The sequence below is a fragment of the Erwinia sp. MMLR14_017 genome (assembly GCF_033657285.1).
In the GTDB taxonomy this organism is placed as follows: Bacteria; Pseudomonadota; Gammaproteobacteria; order Enterobacterales; family Enterobacteriaceae; genus Erwinia.
In genome coordinates, this window is record NZ_JAWVWP010000006.1 from 248,744 (window position 1) to 265,352 (window position 16,609).

Below are 16,609 nucleotides of genomic sequence, written 5' to 3' on the forward strand. Positions count from 1 at the left end.
TATTTTTTAGCGCTCTGCCCGCCGGCTGGTGTGAGTCAAATTCATACTGGAAAGGATCTTTTAAACGCCTGGTGATCCCTGAGGAAACAGGATAACGCCTTGCATTCCGCTGTACGCTTTATTCACGGATTTCTGGCGTGTAGCCTGGCCAATCAGCGAAGAAAGCTCGCTCATCCGCGACTGTAACAGGCTTTTCACTTCAGCTTCGTTGTTCAGGATATGACGCAGGACAGGTTGCAGCTGATCCTGCGTCTGCTTAGGGACTGGGGAATGCCTGGTGCTTTCCGCCAGAATTTCAACCGCACTGACGTAATCGACTTCCATTTCAATCAATTCATCCCATTTACCCTCGCTTGCCAGGCGTAACATCGACTGGCTGAGGACCAATAACTGTTGGTAAATCGTAAGCAGTTGCGGAGCAATATTCATTTAAACGGCGTCCTGAAGAGCGGTGGTTCCAGAAACTTCTTTCCAGGCGTCGGCGATGTTGCGCAGCAACGTTTCGACTTCCAGAATCGCTTCTGCGTCATTATGCAAATTGGCTTTTATCAGGCGATGAACCATATAGCGATAAAGCCCGGCAAGATTATCAGCCAGCTCGTCGCCGCTGTGCTCTTCCAGTCCCTGCTTCAGTCCATTCTCGATAATATTGATGGCTTTGGAGAGCGACTCTCCTTTGCCACCAATGTTGCCATCCAGCAAAAATAACCGGGCGCGAACCAGGGCGCTGAGCGCCCCGTCAAACAACAGCGTAACCAGTTGATCCGGCGTGGCGCTCATTACTGCGCTTTCCACCCCGATTTTTGCATAGGCTTTGGTGCCGCTTGCGCTATACATTTTGTCTCCTTTTATTTAGTGCTTGAAGAACTGCTTGACGTTTCGAACTGGCTGGTCAGATAGCTACTGGTGCTGTTGAGCTTGCTGATCATCACGTCTAAAGCGGTAAACTGGGTTTTATACCGGGCAATAGTGTTATCAATACGCGTGCTGGCGTCATTGTATTGCTGGGTAAGATTATTCAGGGTCTTACTGACGCCGTCGGTGGCCGCCTGCAGGATACCGGTGCTGGAGAGCCAGCTGGTAATATTGGTGGCGATAGTGGTAGCTACACCTGTGGTCTTGCCATCGCCAACGATCATCTCTTTCACGCCGTCCGGATCGGCAGTCAGCGCCGCAGAGAGTTTATCGTCATCCAGCTCCAGCTGACCTGTAGTGGGATCGGTAGTGACGCCAATCTGTGCCAGCGTTTTGTAAGTTGATGAACTCTGGGCGTTGGTCAGCATGCTTTTCAGCTGCGACTGAATAGTCCGCAGGGTACTGTCACCGAGCAGGGCGCCATTGCTGGTATCCTGTGCATCGGTTCCGGCATCTACAGCAGTATATTTTGTCAGGCTGGAGAATGAATCCTGCAGGGTGTTGTAGGCATCTACCCAGGCACTCACCGCGCTTGAAGCCTTAGAGGTATCTTTGGTGATGGTCAGCGACTGATTGCCGGTAGTGACGTCACTAAGATTAAGCGTAATTCCTTCCAGCGCATCACTGATAGTGTTGCTGCTGTTCTCAATCGCTACGTTATTCACGGTTAACAGGGCATTTTTCGCTTCTACGCTCTGCGTCATGTTGCTGGCTGAGCTGCCGTCATAGTTGAGCATGCTCTGCAGGGCGCTGTCGCCGGTCACGCTTAACGTCATTGCGTTATCGGTGCCCGTTTCATCAGCGGTCATCGACAGGCGATAGCTGCCATCACTGACTTTAATAATACTGGCGGTGACGCCGGCATCGGACTTATTGATGGCGTCGCGAATACCCGTTAATGAAGAGTTGGCTGCGGAAACGGATACGGTAACCGGATCTTTACCGTTCCCCTGCTGAATAGTAATAGTACTGTCTGAGCTGGCCAGGGCGGTGGTGTTGCTGCTCTGCACGGCAGAAGTCAGCGTTTGCGCGGCTGCCAGCTGAGTGACGCTAACCGTATATTTACCCGCTACGGCACCGGCCGCTGTGGTCGCGCTAAAAGCGGTAGAGCTGCTGGTGGTCTTAGTCGAGCTAAACAGGTCTGCATTATTCAGCGTGGTGTTAGCCGTCTGGAACGTAGTCAGCGCGCTTTTCAGCGTACCGTATGCGCTTAACTTAGCTGTATAAGAGGACTGCTGTGTAGAGATAGGCGTTAAGGCTGCTTTCTCTGACGTTTGCAGGCTGTCCAGAATAGAAGCGAGATCGAGGCCTGAGCCGATACCCAACGAAGTAATGCTGGCCATAATGTTTCCTTTATAGAGTCAACACGGAGAGTCAATACCGTGGTTATCGGCTACTGCAAGGCAAAGTTTACGATTTTTTAAACGGAAGTAATGAAGCGAATAGCGGTAATAGAGAGGGGTATTTCGACGAGTAAGGTGCTGGAAGAAAAAATTGAGTCTGAGACTAAAAAAATTCTAAAGGTTAGTTAAGGGCTGACGATAATAAGTTTGACGGCGATGAAGCCGGGTGGCAAACAAGCCCCACTCCCTTAACAAGATTTGATTTTAATAGGAAACTTTATCATGGCACAAGTAATTAATACCAACAGCCTCTCGCTGATCACTCAGAACAACATCAACAAAAACCAGTCTGCTCTCTCTACTTCTATTGAGCGTCTGTCATCTGGTCTGCGTATCAACAGCGCGAAAGACGATGCTGCTGGTCAGGCAATTGCCAACCGCTTCACCTCTAACATTAAAGGTCTGACTCAGGCTGCCCGTAACGCTAACGACGGTATCTCTGTTGCACAGACTACTGAAGGCGCACTGTCAGAAATCAACAACAACTTACAGCGTGTTCGTGAACTGACTGTACAGTCTCAGAACGGGACCAACTCTGATTCTGACCTCTCTTCAATCCAGGACGAAATCAAATCCCGTCTGGACGAAATTGACCGCGTATCTGGTCAGACTCAGTTCAACGGCGTGAACGTGCTGGCGAAAGATGGCGCCATGAAAATTCAGGTTGGCGCTAACGATGGTCAGACTATCTCTATCAACCTGCAGAAAATTGACTCTTCTACTCTGGGTCTGAGCGGTTTCGGTGTGGACAAAAATGCACTGAAAACCAGCGAACCTATTACTCAGGTTGGCGCAAGCGGATCGCTGCAGAAAGTTGACCTGTCAGCAGTAGCTACTGCTCTGAAAGTTGATGCAAGCACTCTGTCACTGAAAAACGTCCAGGATTCAGCTGGTGCAGCTACAGGTACTTATGTTGTTTCTTCTGGCAGCGACAACTATGCAGTATCTGTTGACGATACTACTGGTGACGTTTCTCTGAACAAAGCGACTGTTGCTTATACTGATACCAACGGCAGCGGCACTCTGACTGACTCTTTCGTTAAAGTTGGTGCAGATGCTAGCGGCGCAGCTGTAGGTTTTGCGACTGTTCAGGGTAAAAACTTTGCTTTAACTGCAGCTGCAATTGCAGATGGCGGCGCGGCAGGTACTGACTCTACTGGTGAAGATGTTGGTAACATTGATACTGCAGACCAGTTCACCGGTACAGCTACTGCTGACCCGTTGGCACTGCTGGACAAAGCGATTGCACAGGTTGATACCTTCCGTTCAAGCCTGGGTGCGGTACAGAACCGTCTGGATTCAGCGGTAACTAACCTGAACAACACCACCACTAACCTGTCTGAAGCTCAGTCACGTATCCAGGATGCTGACTACGCAACAGAAGTGTCTAACCTGTCTAAAGCACAGATTATTCAGCAGGCTGGTAACTCCGTGTTGTCTAAAGCTAACTCCGTACCACAGCAGGTTCTGTCTCTGCTGCAGGGCTAATCCCCTTAGTGCTCTGATAAAAACTTCCTTAAAACCCCGCGCCCGCGGGGTTTTTTATCTCTGGAGTGTCTATGCGCTTCAACGTTGATTTTATCCCGGGCGACATGCTGAGCTTTGAAGAGATAGCCCAACGCTACGCGTTGAAATATCCTGAAGAGAAGGAGCTAACGGCCCGTGCGCTGCTCAGCCCCTCAACCAGCTATCGCAACCTGGTGATCCGTGCCGTTTTTGCTAATGAAGAAACCAACAGTCCGCTGGAGGATTTGCTGTTTATCTCTAATGATAACGAGCGCAAAAACTACCTGCGACGGATGGAGTATTACCTCAGGCAGCAGCTTCCCTTCTTCTATTTCCGCCGCACCGCAGCAGCAAAGCTGGAAAACCGCTGGAAGGTGATGGGGGAGAGTCACGTCTACGCCATGCTGGACCCGGCGTCGGCTGCGGCCCAGAACCTGCTGGCCAGCCGGGGCTATAAACTCTCGCTGATGCGCAAAGAGGGAGAGGATAACTACTGGCAGCTGTTTGATACCCAGGCGCATCCCTGCTTTACCCTTTCACGCCGTATTCAGTTTCTGGTGGTGCTGACCACGCCTTTGCTCACTACGCCTGCGGGTGTTATCGCCGGAACACAAGTGGGCAGGCAGGTCAAAGCCAGCGTCTGGCAGCGTGCCAGTCAGGCGGAGTTTGCCGCTGCGGTGAAAGCGCGCTATGGCGCCTGCGTGATTACCGGGACTCGCGTATTGGAACAGACACCGTTTCCGTGGGTGGAAGCCTGTCATATCAATATGTTGGAAAATGAAGATGGTTTTTTGACAGACAACAGCGTCGATAACGGCCTTTTTTTGCGCAGTGATTTACACCGACTGTTCACCAACCGGTTACTGACCATTGATGGGGCAAGTGGCAGAGTGACATTCCGTCATGGCCTGCAGGATGAGGTCAGATTAAGTGAGTCTTATCATGAGATTGACGGTCAATCCTGCCTGCTCTGGGATAAGGTCCCGGCTGCCACGCGCGAGAAACTTCTGCAATTACGTTAGCAGGTGGCGGGGCGGCAGTAGCTTCATGCCGCCTTTTTACACAAAAATGAAATAACCCGCCTTTATTACCGCTATTCCCCCAATCAATCTCCCCTACAGAAACGGATAATCATGCCGATAACTTAACTAACGCAGGGTAGTCAGAGTGAACGATCTCTATACCGCCGATGGGGTGATGGACAAAAACTCGCTATGGCAGCGATATGTACCGCTGGTGCGCCATGAAGCATTGCGCCTGCAGGTTCGATTGCCAGCCAGCGTTGAATTGGATGACTTGCTGCAGGCAGGAGGCATTGGGCTGTTAAACGCCGTGGAGCGCTACGACGCGCTACAGGGCACAGCCTTTACCACCTACGCCGTACAGCGCATTCGGGGAGCGATGCTGGATGAGCTACGCAGCCGCGACTGGGCGCCTCGTAGCGTGCGTCGTAACGCACGTGAGGTGGCCGGAGCCATGCACAAGGTAGAACAGTCGCTTGGGCGATCGGCTACCGAACAGGAAGTGGCGACGTCGCTGGACGTTTCACTAGAGGAGTACCGGCAGATCCTGCTGGATACCAATAACAGCCAGCTGTTCTCCTATGACGAATTCCGGGAAGAACACGGCGACAGCGCAGAACTGGTAACGGAAGGCCATGAAGAGGCCAACCCTCTTCACCAACTGATGGAAGGAAATCTGCGCGAGCGCGTCATTGAAGCGATCGAGGCTTTGCCCGACCGCGAAAAAATGGTGCTGACGCTCTATTACCAGGAAGAGCTGAATCTGAAAGAGATTGGCGCAGTGCTGGAGGTGGGGGAATCCCGCGTTAGCCAACTGCACAGTCAGGCGATAAAACGCCTGCGCGCCCGGTTAACGGGAGCGCGCTGACGGAGTCAGTTTTGCACTCTCAACACCAACCGGGGACTCTCAGATGGGATCCAAAATAAAAATGAGGCCGTTAAGTCGTTATTTGAAAGACTACAAACACAGCCAGAGTAACTGTTCACATTGTGGCAAGGTACTGGACCGTATGGCACTGGTGTTTCGCGGTCAGATAATCAACAAAGAGGCCATAGCCCGGATGGACCAGCTGATCGACGATCAGGTCTGGTTAAAACTTCAGAATGAACTGACGGCGCTTTGCCGCTTCTGTAGCGACATCTTCTGCAATACGCATCCGAATTACTTCGATATTATGGCGTTCAAACAGTATCTGTTTGAGCAGACCGAGATGAGCCACAGCACTATTCGCGAATATGTTGTTCGCCTGCGCCGCCTGGACGATATGCTGTCGGCGCGTAATTTCCCTGCTGAAAAATTGCGGGGCAATAGCTGGCATGAATGCCTGGAAAATGACTTACCGGATGCCGGTAACAACAACTACCGTATCGCTTTGCGCAAATATGACCAGTTTTTAGGCTGGCAGCGCACTTAGGGTGACGAGCGCACGCTCTTTTACGTTACCTTTTTGCTTTCTTCTGTAAAACTGTAAGGATAACTGTTAGCGCTATCTGCGGAGGCTACATTGTCCTTACATCTTTTATCTTCCTTTCCCAGGCTTGAGCTGTTGGGGTCACCCACGCCGCTGGAGCATCTGCCGCGCCTCTCTGATTATCTTGGCCGCGACATCTTTATCAAACGTGATGACTTCACCCCGGTTGCGCTCGGCGGCAATAAGCTGAGAAAACTGGAGTTCCTTGCGGCGGATGCGCTGCGTCAGGGTGCCGACGTGCTGCTGACGGCTGGTGCCATTCAATCCAACCACGTGCGCCAGACGGCAGCGGTGGCCGCTAAACTCGGGCTGAAGTGCGTTGCGCTGCTGGAAAACCCTATTGCCACGACATCGGCAAACTACCTTGCCAACGGCAACCGTCTGATGCTGGAGCTGATGGATACCGAAGCGATCATGGTGGATGCACTGCATGACCCGAACGCCCAGCTTGAAGAGCAGGCAACCCGCCTGGAAGCGCAGGGGTTCCGTCCCTACATCGTGCCGGTCGGCGGTTCGAATGCCCTGGGTGCGCTGGGCTACGTGGAGTGCGCGCAGGAGATAGCGCACCAAAGCGAAGGCGTGGTCGACTTTGCTGCTGTCGTGGTCGCATCGGGCAGTGCCGGCACCCATGCGGGTCTGGCCGTTGGCCTGGAAGTGCTGATGCCAGAGACTGAACTGGTTGGCGTCACCGTCTCACGTAAAGCTGACGAGCAGCGCCCGAAAGTAGTGGCGATCCAGCAGCAGCTCGCCGCATCGCTGGAGCTTACCGCCTCTGCGCCCATCACGCTTTGGGATGACTATTTCGCTCCCCAGTATGGCATACCCAATGAGGAGGGGATGGAAGCCATTAAGCTGCTGGCCCGCCTGGAAGGGATTTTCCTGGACCCGGTCTATACTGGCAAAGCGATGGCTGGTTTGCTTGACGGCATCACTCAGAATCGTTTCCGCCGCGAAGGGCCGATCGTTTTTGTGCATACCGGCGGGGCGCCCGCGCTGTTTGCTTATCACCCTTCGGTATAAGGTGGATCCAAAAATTTGGTGATGCCGCTGGCTTTAACGAAGCGGCTCGAATACATTTTTCCGGTCAAAGATAACCGTTTGCTTTGGCGTCACGGCACCGCTTACTTTTAATGCCAGCGGTGGGCATGGCGCTGATAAACTCATAACACAGTGGAGTCCTTATGAATTTCTCTCTGGTACGTCGCCGTCTGGCGATAGGCGCTATGTCGCTGGCGCTGGTGGCTGGCTTTTCGCTCAACGCTTTTGCGGCAGATGAAAACCTGCTTAATAAAGTAAAAGAGCGCGGCTCGCTGCTGGTTGGCCTGGAAGGCACCTATCCGCCCTTCAGTTTTCAGGATGAAAACGGCAAGCTGGCCGGTTTTGAAGTCGATTTTGCCAATTCGCTGGCACAGCATCTTGGCGTAAAGGCCAGCCTGAAACCTACCAAATGGGACGGCATGCTCGCCTCGCTGGACTCCAAACGCATCGATGTAGTGATTAACCAGGTCACCATTTCTGACGAGCGCAAGAAAAAGTATGACTTCTCCACGCCCTACACCATTTCCGGTATTCAGGCGTTAACCAAAAAAGAGAATGCGGCAAGCATCACCAAAGCAGACGATCTGAAAGGTAAAAAAGTGGGCGTTGGTCTGGGCACCAACTACGAGCAGTGGGTGCGTGCGAATGTGAAAGATGTGGATATCCGCACTTATGATGATGATCCAACTAAATATCAGGATCTGCGCGTAGGCCGTATTGATGCAATTCTGGTTGACCGTCTGGCGGCGCTGGATCTGGTTAAAAAAACCGGCGATACGCTGGCAGCGGCTGGTCCGGCATTCTCACGTCAGGAATCTGGCGTGGCACTGCGTAAAGGTAATGCCCAACTGCTGGACGCCATCAATAAAGCCATTGCAGAGATGCAGAAAGATGGCACGATGGCTAAACTCTCTGAAAAATGGTTTGGCGCGGACGTAACTAAATAATGCAGGAAAGCCTTCAACTGGTGCTTGATTCAGCACCTTTTTTATTAAAGGGTGCGCTCTTTACGCTTCAGCTGAGCATCGGCGGGATGTTCTTCGGCCTGCTGCTCGGTTTTCTTCTGGCCATGATGCGCCTGTCGCATTTCTGGCCGGTTTCATGGCTGTCACGCTGCTACGTCTCAATTTTTCGCGGTACGCCGCTGATCGCGCAACTGTTTATGATCTACTACGGCCTGCCACAGTTTGGCATTGAGCTGGACCCGATTCCCTCCGCCATGATTGGTCTTTCGCTGAACACTGCGGCTTATGCCTCTGAATCCCTGCGCGGTGCTATCGCCGCTATTGAGCGCGGACAGTGGGAAGCCGCAGCCAGCATCGGCATGACGCGCTGGCAAACTCTGCGCAGGGTCGTTTTACCGCAGGCTGCCCGTACGGCTTTGCCGCCGCTGGGTAACAGCTTTATCAGCCTGGTAAAAGATACCTCGCTGGCCGCCACCATTCAGGTGCCGGAGCTGTTTCGTCAGGCTCAGCTTATTACCTCCCGTACGCTGGAGGTGTTCACCATGTATCTGGCTGCCTCCCTGATCTACTGGGTAATGGCAACGCTGCTCTCCATGCTGCAAAGCAGGCTGGAAGATCGCGTTAACCGTCAGGACAAGGAGTCAAAATGAGTGCGCATTCAGCCACCGGCATAAACAGATTCGGGAGCCAACATGAGCGCGATTGAAGTCAGCAAGCTGGTGAAACAGTTTAACGGGCAGACGGTACTGCATGGCATCGATCTTGAAGTCAGGTCGGGCGAAGTGGTGGCGATTATCGGCCCGAGCGGATCGGGGAAAACCACGTTACTGCGCAGCATTAATCTGCTGGAGGTCCCGGACAGCGGCACTATTCAGGTGGGGGATATTAAAATTGATGCCGCGCTGGGCATGCATAAACAGAAAGAGCAGGTGCGCCGTCTCCGTCAGCAGGTGGGGTTTGTGTTCCAGAGCTTCAATCTGTTTCCGCATCGCTCGGTGATGGAAAACATCATTGAGGGGCCAACCATCGTCAAGCGTGAGCCGAAGGCAGAAGCTGTCGCCCGCGCCCGTGAGCTGCTGGAAAAAGTCGGGTTGCAGGGTAAAGAGGAGAGCTATCCCCGCAAGCTCTCCGGCGGCCAGCAGCAGCGTGTGGCTATCGCCCGTGCGCTGGCTATGCGGCCTGAAGTGATCCTGTTTGATGAACCTACCTCTGCGCTCGATCCTGAACTGGTGGGGGAGGTATTGAACACCATCCGCTCGCTGGCCCAGGAAAAGCGCACGATGGTGATCGTCACGCACGAGATGAGCTTTGCCCGTGACGTGGCAGACAGGGCGATCTTTATGGATCAAGGACGGATTGTGGAGCAGGGCGAGGCCAAAACGCTCTTCACCCAGCCGCAGCATCCCCGCACTCGTCAGTTTCTGGAAAAGTTTCTTAATCATTAATTTACCTCGCCGGATTAACCGGCGAGTTATTTCTTTCAGTACTTAACGCAAATTAATTAAGGATAATCTTAAATATCCACAGGCACCTTCCCGCGCATCCTGCTGAGAATCCTCTCTTTAGCCTTTTCACCACATTGAAAACCTTTTGCTAAAAAGCCAATTAGGAGTTACCTCATAGTTTTCCCGTAGACAAAAGTAAATAATTCGTTAAGTTTTTTGTTAATTTGGATTAAGTGCTATGGCCGCTACCGGTACCGGAAAAAATGAAGTCCTTTGGATTAATACCCTAAAGGGCGGCTGTATATTACTGGTGGTGCTGCACCACACCATCATCACCACCTTTATGCCTTCTCTCCAGTATCTCTCTGCCGGCCTGCTGCCAGCGGAAATGTGGGTCGCTTTTAATAAATACCTTTCTCCTCTGAGAATGCCGGCATTCTTTTTTGTTTCGGGTTTGCTGGCAATCAGCGCCATTAATAAGAAATCGTGGGGAGAGGTTTTTACTAAAAAATTCAGCAATATTCTCTACCTCTATATTCTCTGGGGGGTGATCCAGTGGGTGAGCATTTATAATATTTCTGCCAACCTGATTGGAGAAAAGCTCTCAACCGCTAAGAATGCTGCCTATGCAGAGTCTCCCGTTGAGTTTATCAAGCTGTTGGTACTCTCAATGACCAGCCTGTGGTATCTCTACGCGCTGGCGGGCTATTTTGTAGTGGCGAAACTTTTCCACCGCCAGAAAATGGTACTGATAGTCGCGGCTCTGCTGGTCAACTACGCCACGCAGTTCAGCCTGATACCAGGTTGGGGGCCAGCCAGCGTGGCGCAAAACTTCGTCTACTTCCTGCTGGGCGCCTTCTTCAGCCATTATCTGGTTGAGCTGAGCTTTATGACCCGCAGAAATGCGTTAATTCTGGGTGCCTTTGCGCTTGCTGGGCTGGCTCATCATGCGCTGGGCCTGTACAAAAATCCGTTCTACTGCATGCTCTCCATTGTGTTTGGCATTGTCCTGTGCCGGGCGCTGAACACGCGCTTTAATATGGCCTGGCTTAACTGGATTGGCCGCAACACCTTGCAGATTTATGTGCTGCACCGCATTTTCATCGAACTGCTGGGCCTGAGCGTACTGACGCTGGCGGTGAAATACAGCCTGTTTGACAATACTGCATTCTCACTGATTTGGGCGTTGACGCTACCTGTGGTTGCCGTCACCACCTGCACTGTTGTGTCGTTGCTGGTCTGGTCGCTGCTTAATCGTGGCCCTGGTCGGGCGCTGTTCCTCTATCCCCGTTTACTGAGGAAACCGCGGCCGGTGCCGGATATTGCCAATAGCTGACACTCTTTACTCGGGGCCGATAATATCGGCCCTGAGCTTTTATGCACCACCGATCTACCTGTACCACATAATAATAAAGTTACCCTCAGCACCAGGATACGTTGCTGCCACGCTTTTATAAAATATGACGATAACAGCTGGAGTAATAGAATGAATAATAGCAATAAGAAAGAAATCGCCTGGGTGAACAGCCTGAAAGGCACCTGCATTTTGTTAGTGGTTTTATATCACGTTGTACTACCAGGCTATGCTGAAATGATAACCCATTTAACCGCCGGATTTTTCCCGGCGAAATTATGGGTCGCTTTTAATAACTATCTCTCTCCGCTGCGAATGCCGGCCTTTTTCTTTGTGTCCGGTCTGCTGGCAGCCAACGCTATCGTTAACCGCCCCTGGAAACAGGTGTTCACCAGCCGCGTCACAAATCTCTTCTATCTCTATTTTTTATGGGGAGTGATCCAGTGGCTGATGATTAACGGCGTCTCTGGCGAAATCATGGGGGATCACCTCTCTGATAACGTTAATGCCGCCTGGGCTGCTACGCCGCTGCAGTTTATAAAGCTGATGCTGCTGGCAATGAGCTCTTCCTGGTATCTCTATGCCCTGGGCCTGTTCTTCCTGTTTGCCAAGCTGTTCCACAAGCAGAAAGGCCTGATGCTGCTGGTGGCGATAGCGCTGAACTATGCAGCAGTGGTCAAGGCTATCCCAGGGTGGGGGCCGGAGAGTCTGTCACAGTACTTCCTCTTCTTCCTGTTTGGCGCCTTCTACAGCAGCACCATGATGCGGTGGAGTGAATGGCATCGTAGTAATCTGGTGCCCTGGGCGATACTGGGTGCGTTGACCGTTGTGCATGTAATGATGGGAATGCATGAAAGCCTGTTCCTGTGTGTGATCGCCATTCTCTGCTGCATTGCGCTCTTCAGAACGTTGAACCACTACTTCAGCATGCGCTGGCTGAACTGGATCGGCAAAAACACGCTGCAGATCTATGTGCTGCATCGCATCTTTATTGAGTTCTTCGGGATGTCAGCCATTCTGTTCGCCGTCAGCCACAATCTGTTTGCCAGCAAAGCCTTTTCCCTGCTCTGGGCGGTGGGCTTCCCGATTGCGATGGTGGCGCTCTGTGCAGGCTGCTCGGTAGGGATCTGGACGTTGCTGAACCGTGGCGTGGGGAAAAATCTGTTTATCTATCCTAAGCTGCTGCGCATGAAACTGAACGTGCAACCTTGAGTTGGCGGTAATAAAAACGGGGCGAATTTCGCCCCGTTTTTTATCGCTACAGAGTGATTAGCCGATGGTCATCAGGCTGGCGTTACCGCCTGCCGCCGCAGTGTTCACGCTGAGCGAACGTTCAATCAGCAGACGTTCCAGCAGCAGGTTGGTTTCGCCACGGGCAAAGCCCTGTACCGAGACAATCGCGCCTTCGCGTGTCGCCACCGTCTCGCATACTTCACGAAGCTGATCGGCATCGCCATGATAAATCACCGCGTCAAACGCTTCAGCATTGGCCAGAGGCTGCGGACTCAAATGAATACGCTGCTGCACCTCAGCAGGCAGTTTCCTCAGCAGGGTGCGATGCAACTCATCAGCCTGCCAGACCGCTTCACTGCCTACGGCGGTAACCGCAGCAAGCTGAACCAGCGCATCTTCTTCGTTATCCGCCAGGCAGAGCACGCGTTCTCTTGGCAGCAGGGCAAAGGTGTTGCGTTCGCCCGTTGGACCTGGTAACAGACGGACGGTGCCGCCCTGGCCCAGCTCGGCAAAGCGTGCGCAGAGTGCCGCCAGCTCCGGCTTGTTTCTCACCCATTCCGTTAACGCCTGATGTGGTGCCAGCAGCCCTGGGCGCAGCGCGGCATCAACCGGCTGCACGCCATCCTGACGATCCAGCGTCACGCGCAGCGCGCCATCCGGACGATGTGACAGCAGACGGTAGAGATAGAGCGGTCCGCCCGCTTTCGGGCCGGTGCCAGAGAGACCTTCGCCACCAAACGGCTGCACGCCCACCACCGCGCCGACCATATTACGGTTGACGTAGAGGTTACCTACACGTGCATTGTTAGTAACCTGAAGAATGGTTTCGTCGATGCGGGTATGCACGCCCAATGTCAGGCCATAGCCGGAGGCGTTGATCTGCTCAATAACCTGCGGCAGGGTGTTACGCTTGTAGCGCACCACGTGCAGCACCGGACCAAAGATCTCTTTATCGAGGTCGCTGACGCTGCCCAGCTCAATCAGCGTCGGCTGAATAAAGGTGCCGCTTTGCCACTCTTTACTCTCTTCCGGGTTGGTCCAGGCTGCCTGGTAAACGGTCATGCCTTTAGTGCGCATCGCCTGGATATGACGTTCGATATTCTCTTTGGCTTCCGCATCGATAACCGGGCCAATATCCGTTGAGAGACGCTCAGGGTTGCCCATACGACATTCAGCCATTGCGCCACGCAGCATTTTCAGCGTGTGGTCAGCCACATCTTCCTGTACGCAGAGCAGACGCAGGGCAGAGCAGCGCTGCCCGGCGCTGTCAAACGCCGAGGCGACAATATCAATCACCACCTGCTCGGTCAGTGCCGAAGAGTCAACGATCATTGCGTTCATCCCGCCGGTTTCGGCAATCAGCGGGGTAGGACGACCCTGGGGATCAAGACGACCGGCAAGGTTACGCTGCAAAAGGGTGGCGACAGCGGTAGAACCAGTGAACATCACGCCACGCACGCGCGGATCGCCAGTCAGCTGCGCGCCAACAGTTTCACCCAGGCCCGGCAACAGCTGCAACGCGCCAACCGGCACGCCAGCTTCGTGAAGAAGCGCTACCGCTTCGGCGGCGATCAGCGGCGTCTGCTCGGCTGGTTTAGCCAGCACGCTGTTGCCTGCGGCCAGCGCGGCGGCAATCTGGCCGGTAAAGATGGCCAGCGGGAAGTTCCACGGACTGATACAGACCACCGGGCCAAGCGGGCGGTGCGTTTCGTTATCAAAGTCATCGCGTACCTGGCCCGCGTAGTAATGCAGGAAATCAACCGCTTCACGCACTTCAGAGATCGCATTGCTGAAGGTTTTACCCGCTTCGCGAACCAGAATGCCCAGCAGCCGCTGCATCTGTCCCTCCATCAGTACGGCGGCGCGGTCCAGAATGGCGGCGCGCTCTTCTGGCGGAGTGGCGAACCAGATGGGGCCGGCACTGACGGCGGCATCAAGCGCGGTTGAGACATCGGCTTCCGTGGCGTGGCGAACATAGCCCACAATATCTGTCGGCTCAGCCGGGTTGATCACCGGCAGTGCTTCACCGGCTTCCGGCTTACCGTCAATCATCGGGCCAGCCTGCCAGGGCTGAATGGCACTGTTCAACAGGGCGCTGGAGAGAGAGGCCAGACGATGTTCGTTAGCCAGATCCAATCCCGCAGAGTTCTGACGTTTTTTGCCATAAAGCTCGCGCGGCAGAGGAATTTTAGGATGCGGTAAGCCAACGGCCCCTTCAACGCGCGCCATTTTCTCCACTTCTTCCACCGGATCGGCCACCAGATCTTCAATCGCCAGGGTGTTATCGGCAATACGGTTCACGAATGAGGTATTCGCGCCGTTTTCCAGCAGACGACGAACCAGGTAAGCCAGCAGCGTTTCATGCGTCCCCACCGGCGCGTAAATACGGCATGGGCGGTTTAATTTACCGTCAGCCACTTTACCTACGACCTGCTCATACAGCGGTTCACCCATGCCGTGAAGACACTGGAACTCATACTGGCCTGGATAGTAGTTATTACCCGCCAGCTGATAGATAGCGGCCAGCGTGTGGGCGTTATGGGTGGCGAACTGCGGATAAATCAGATTGGGCACCGCAAGAAGTTTGCGCGCGCAGGCCAGATAAGAGATATCGGTATAGACCTTACGGGTATAAACCGGGTAGCCTTCCAGACCTTCCATCTGAGCGCGTTTGATTTCGCTGTCCCAGTAGGCCCCCTTCACCAGGCGGATCATCAGGCGGCGGCGGCTACGCTGTGCCAGATCCACCAGCGCATCAATCACTGCCGGGCAGCGCTTCATATAAGCCTGAATCACAAAGCCGATGCCGTTCCAGCCTTCCAGCTCCGGCTCAAAGCAGAGTTTCTCCAGCAGATCCAGCGACAGTTCCAGACGGTCCGCCTCTTCCGCATCAATATTGATGCCGATGTCGTAAGAGCGCGCAAGCAGCGTTAACGATTTCAGGATCGGATAAAGCTCGTTCATCACGCGTTCATATTGCGCGCGACTGTAACGTGGATGCAGGGCAGAGAGTTTAATGGAGATGCCCGGACCTTCATAAATACCGCGTCCGTTAGAGGCTTTACCGATAGCGTGGATCGCCTGCTGATAAGAGAGCAGGTAGGCTTTCGCATCCTGTGCGGTCAGCGCGGCTTCACCCAGCATGTCATAAGAGTAGCGGAAACCTTTCTCTTCCAGCTTACGGGCATTCGCCAGCGCTTCAGAGATTGTTTCACCGGTAACAAACTGTTCCCCCATCAGGCGCATCGCCATATCAACGCCTTTGCGGATCAGCGGTTCGCCGCTTTTACCGATAATGCGGTTCAGCGAACGGGAAAGGTTCGCTTCGTTATGGGTGGAAACCAGGCGGCCGGTAAACAGCAGGCCCCAGGTCGCGGCGTTTACAAACAGGGAAGGGCTGCGTCCCAGGTGAGACTGCCAGTTACCGTTGCTGATTTTGTCGCGGATCAGCGCGTCGCGGGTAGGTTTATCCGGAATACGCAATAAGGCTTCGGCCAGGCACATCAGCGCCACCCCCTCCTGCGAAGAGAGAGAGAACTCCTGCAGCAGGCTTTGCACCATGCCGGCGCGTCCGGTTGCACCTTTCTGGTGCCTGAGCTTGCTGGCCAGCTGATGGGCAAGACGGTAAGTCTGCTGGGCAAGTGGAGCGGGTAAACGCGCCTGCTCCAGCATCATCGGCACCGATTCGGTCTCCGGACGGCGCCAGGCGGAGGTTATCGCCGCACGGGCAACGGACTGGGGAAGAATGTGCTCAGCAAACTGCAGAAATGGCTGAAGCTGCTCCTCTGGCAAGGTTTCTTCCCCTTCCTGCGGCAGCGCCTGTAACGGGAATTCAGGCAGGGCATCGCCTTTTTCCAGCTGCTCAAGATAGTTAAAGATAGCCTGCTTGATCAGCCAGTGTGGGGTGCGGTCAATCTGGCCTGCGGCCAGTTTGATACGCTCACGCGTGGCTTCATCCAGCTTCACGCCCATGGTGGTTGTGCCCATGCCTGAGAACTCCTTGCAAAAAAAGAATGTCGATGTTGGCAAGCAATATCACTTAAGTTGCAACTTTGTGCAACCGTGTTAAATGTGACCTGGTTTGCAGAGTTTAAAACCGCGTAATGAAAAGCGGCATGGATATTGCTGCAAGAATCCGGCCAGAATTAAACAGGCAGGAAAAAATGGGGCTTTGCGCGGGGTAACCGCCTGGTGCAACCGGTTGAAATGTGATCCAGTGCAACCTGTTAAACCAAGACCTGTGATGAAGGGTGAAA

The 16,609-nt window shown here is 53.6% G+C and carries 14 protein-coding genes; 10 read left to right on the forward strand and 4 right to left on the reverse strand.

From position 1 onward, the window contains the following. Nucleotides 1–60: 60 nt before the first annotated feature. The 3 genes from fliT to fliD are packed head-to-tail and all read right to left on the reverse strand — an operon-like array spanning nt 61 to nt 2,258. Nucleotides 61–429, reverse strand: coding sequence for a flagella biosynthesis regulatory protein FliT (fliT, locus tag SD961_RS12675; protein ID WP_318790714.1), 369 nt, complete (start codon nt 427–429; stop codon nt 61–63). Further along, entirely contained in the window at nt 430–837 is a 408-nt protein-coding gene (fliS, locus tag SD961_RS12680) for a flagellar export chaperone FliS (RefSeq protein ID WP_318790715.1), read from the reverse strand. Nucleotides 838–848: 11 nt separating this feature from the next. Continuing rightward, nucleotides 849–2,258, reverse strand: a complete 1,410-nt coding sequence (fliD, locus tag SD961_RS12685; RefSeq protein ID WP_318790716.1) for a flagellar filament capping protein FliD — start codon at nt 2,256–2,258, stop codon at nt 849–851. Nucleotides 2,259–2,540: 282 nt separating this feature from the next. On the opposite strand from fliD, the gene SD961_RS12690 reads away from it, so the two are divergent. From SD961_RS12690 to SD961_RS12735, 10 genes are all read left to right on the forward strand, one after another. After that, on the forward strand, nt 2,541–3,806 hold the full coding sequence (locus tag SD961_RS12690; protein ID WP_318790717.1) for a FliC/FljB family flagellin: 1,266 nt from the start codon (nt 2,541–2,543) through the stop codon (nt 3,804–3,806). A gap of 71 nt (nt 3,807–3,877) precedes the next feature. Next, entirely contained in the window at nt 3,878–4,846 is a 969-nt protein-coding gene (locus SD961_RS12695; RefSeq protein ID WP_318790718.1) for an HNH endonuclease signature motif containing protein, read from the forward strand. Between the two features lie 145 nt (nt 4,847–4,991). Beyond that, a complete protein-coding gene (locus tag SD961_RS12700; RefSeq protein WP_318790719.1) occupies nt 4,992–5,714 on the forward strand; it encodes an RNA polymerase sigma factor FliA in 723 nt (240 codons plus the stop codon). A gap of 43 nt (nt 5,715–5,757) precedes the next feature. After that, the gene (fliZ, locus tag SD961_RS12705) at nt 5,758–6,261 is read left to right on the forward strand and encodes a flagella biosynthesis regulatory protein FliZ (RefSeq protein WP_318790720.1); all 504 of its coding nucleotides are present in this window, start codon (nt 5,758–5,760) and stop codon (nt 6,259–6,261) included. 90 nt (nt 6,262–6,351) lie between these two features. Then, the gene (locus SD961_RS12710; protein WP_318790721.1) at nt 6,352–7,338 is read left to right on the forward strand and encodes a D-cysteine desulfhydrase; all 987 of its coding nucleotides are present in this window, start codon (nt 6,352–6,354) and stop codon (nt 7,336–7,338) included. A 161-nt stretch (nt 7,339–7,499) separates the two neighbouring features. Then, on the forward strand, nt 7,500–8,303 hold the full coding sequence (gene tcyJ, locus SD961_RS12715; RefSeq protein ID WP_318790722.1) for a cystine ABC transporter substrate-binding protein: 804 nt from the start codon (nt 7,500–7,502) through the stop codon (nt 8,301–8,303). Continuing rightward, on the forward strand, nt 8,303–8,971 hold the full coding sequence (gene tcyL, locus SD961_RS12720; protein ID WP_318790723.1) for a cystine ABC transporter permease: 669 nt from the start codon (nt 8,303–8,305) through the stop codon (nt 8,969–8,971). Before tcyJ ends, tcyL begins: the two co-directional genes overlap by 1 nt. Nucleotides 8,972–9,013: 42 nt before the next feature. Beyond that, nucleotides 9,014–9,766 (forward strand): L-cystine ABC transporter ATP-binding protein TcyN, encoded by a 753-nt coding sequence (gene tcyN, locus SD961_RS12725; RefSeq protein WP_318790724.1) that lies wholly within the window; start codon nt 9,014–9,016, stop codon nt 9,764–9,766. Nucleotides 9,767–10,004: 238 nt separating this feature from the next. Continuing rightward, nucleotides 10,005–11,102, forward strand: coding sequence for an acyltransferase family protein (locus tag SD961_RS12730; RefSeq protein WP_318790725.1), 1,098 nt, complete (start codon nt 10,005–10,007; stop codon nt 11,100–11,102). Between the two features lie 150 nt (nt 11,103–11,252). After that, the gene (locus tag SD961_RS12735) at nt 11,253–12,332 is read left to right on the forward strand and encodes an acyltransferase family protein (RefSeq protein WP_318790726.1); all 1,080 of its coding nucleotides are present in this window, start codon (nt 11,253–11,255) and stop codon (nt 12,330–12,332) included. A 57-nt stretch (nt 12,333–12,389) separates the two neighbouring features. On the opposite strand, the gene putA is transcribed toward SD961_RS12735, so the two are convergent. Next, the gene (putA, locus tag SD961_RS12740) at nt 12,390–16,340 is read right to left on the reverse strand and encodes a trifunctional transcriptional regulator/proline dehydrogenase/L-glutamate gamma-semialdehyde dehydrogenase (RefSeq protein WP_318790727.1); all 3,951 of its coding nucleotides are present in this window, start codon (nt 16,338–16,340) and stop codon (nt 12,390–12,392) included. Nucleotides 16,341–16,609: the final 269 nt, after the last annotated feature.

Excerpts from the sequence above, each read along its gene's own strand:
- fliT (WP_318790714.1), bottom strand. The coding sequence starts at position 429 with ATGAATATTGCTCCGCAACTGCTTACGATTTACCAACAGTTATTGGTC.
- fliS (WP_318790715.1), bottom strand. The coding sequence starts at position 837 with ATGTATAGCGCAAGCGGCACCAAAGCCTATGCAAAAATCGGGGTGGAA.
- fliD (WP_318790716.1), bottom strand. The coding sequence starts at position 2,258 with ATGGCCAGCATTACTTCGTTGGGTATCGGCTCAGGCCTCGATCTCGCT.
- SD961_RS12690 (WP_318790717.1), top strand. The coding sequence starts at position 2,541 with ATGGCACAAGTAATTAATACCAACAGCCTCTCGCTGATCACTCAGAAC.
- SD961_RS12695 (WP_318790718.1), top strand. The coding sequence starts at position 3,878 with ATGCGCTTCAACGTTGATTTTATCCCGGGCGACATGCTGAGCTTTGAA.
- fliZ (WP_318790720.1), top strand. The coding sequence starts at position 5,758 with ATGGGATCCAAAATAAAAATGAGGCCGTTAAGTCGTTATTTGAAAGAC.
- tcyJ (WP_318790722.1), top strand. The coding sequence starts at position 7,500 with ATGAATTTCTCTCTGGTACGTCGCCGTCTGGCGATAGGCGCTATGTCG.
- tcyL (WP_318790723.1), top strand. The coding sequence starts at position 8,303 with ATGCAGGAAAGCCTTCAACTGGTGCTTGATTCAGCACCTTTTTTATTA.
- tcyN (WP_318790724.1), top strand. The coding sequence starts at position 9,014 with ATGAGCGCGATTGAAGTCAGCAAGCTGGTGAAACAGTTTAACGGGCAG.
- SD961_RS12730 (WP_318790725.1), top strand. The coding sequence starts at position 10,005 with ATGGCCGCTACCGGTACCGGAAAAAATGAAGTCCTTTGGATTAATACC.
- SD961_RS12735 (WP_318790726.1), top strand. The coding sequence starts at position 11,253 with ATGAATAATAGCAATAAGAAAGAAATCGCCTGGGTGAACAGCCTGAAA.
- putA (WP_318790727.1), bottom strand. The coding sequence starts at position 16,340 with ATGGGCACAACCACCATGGGCGTGAAGCTGGATGAAGCCACGCGTGAG.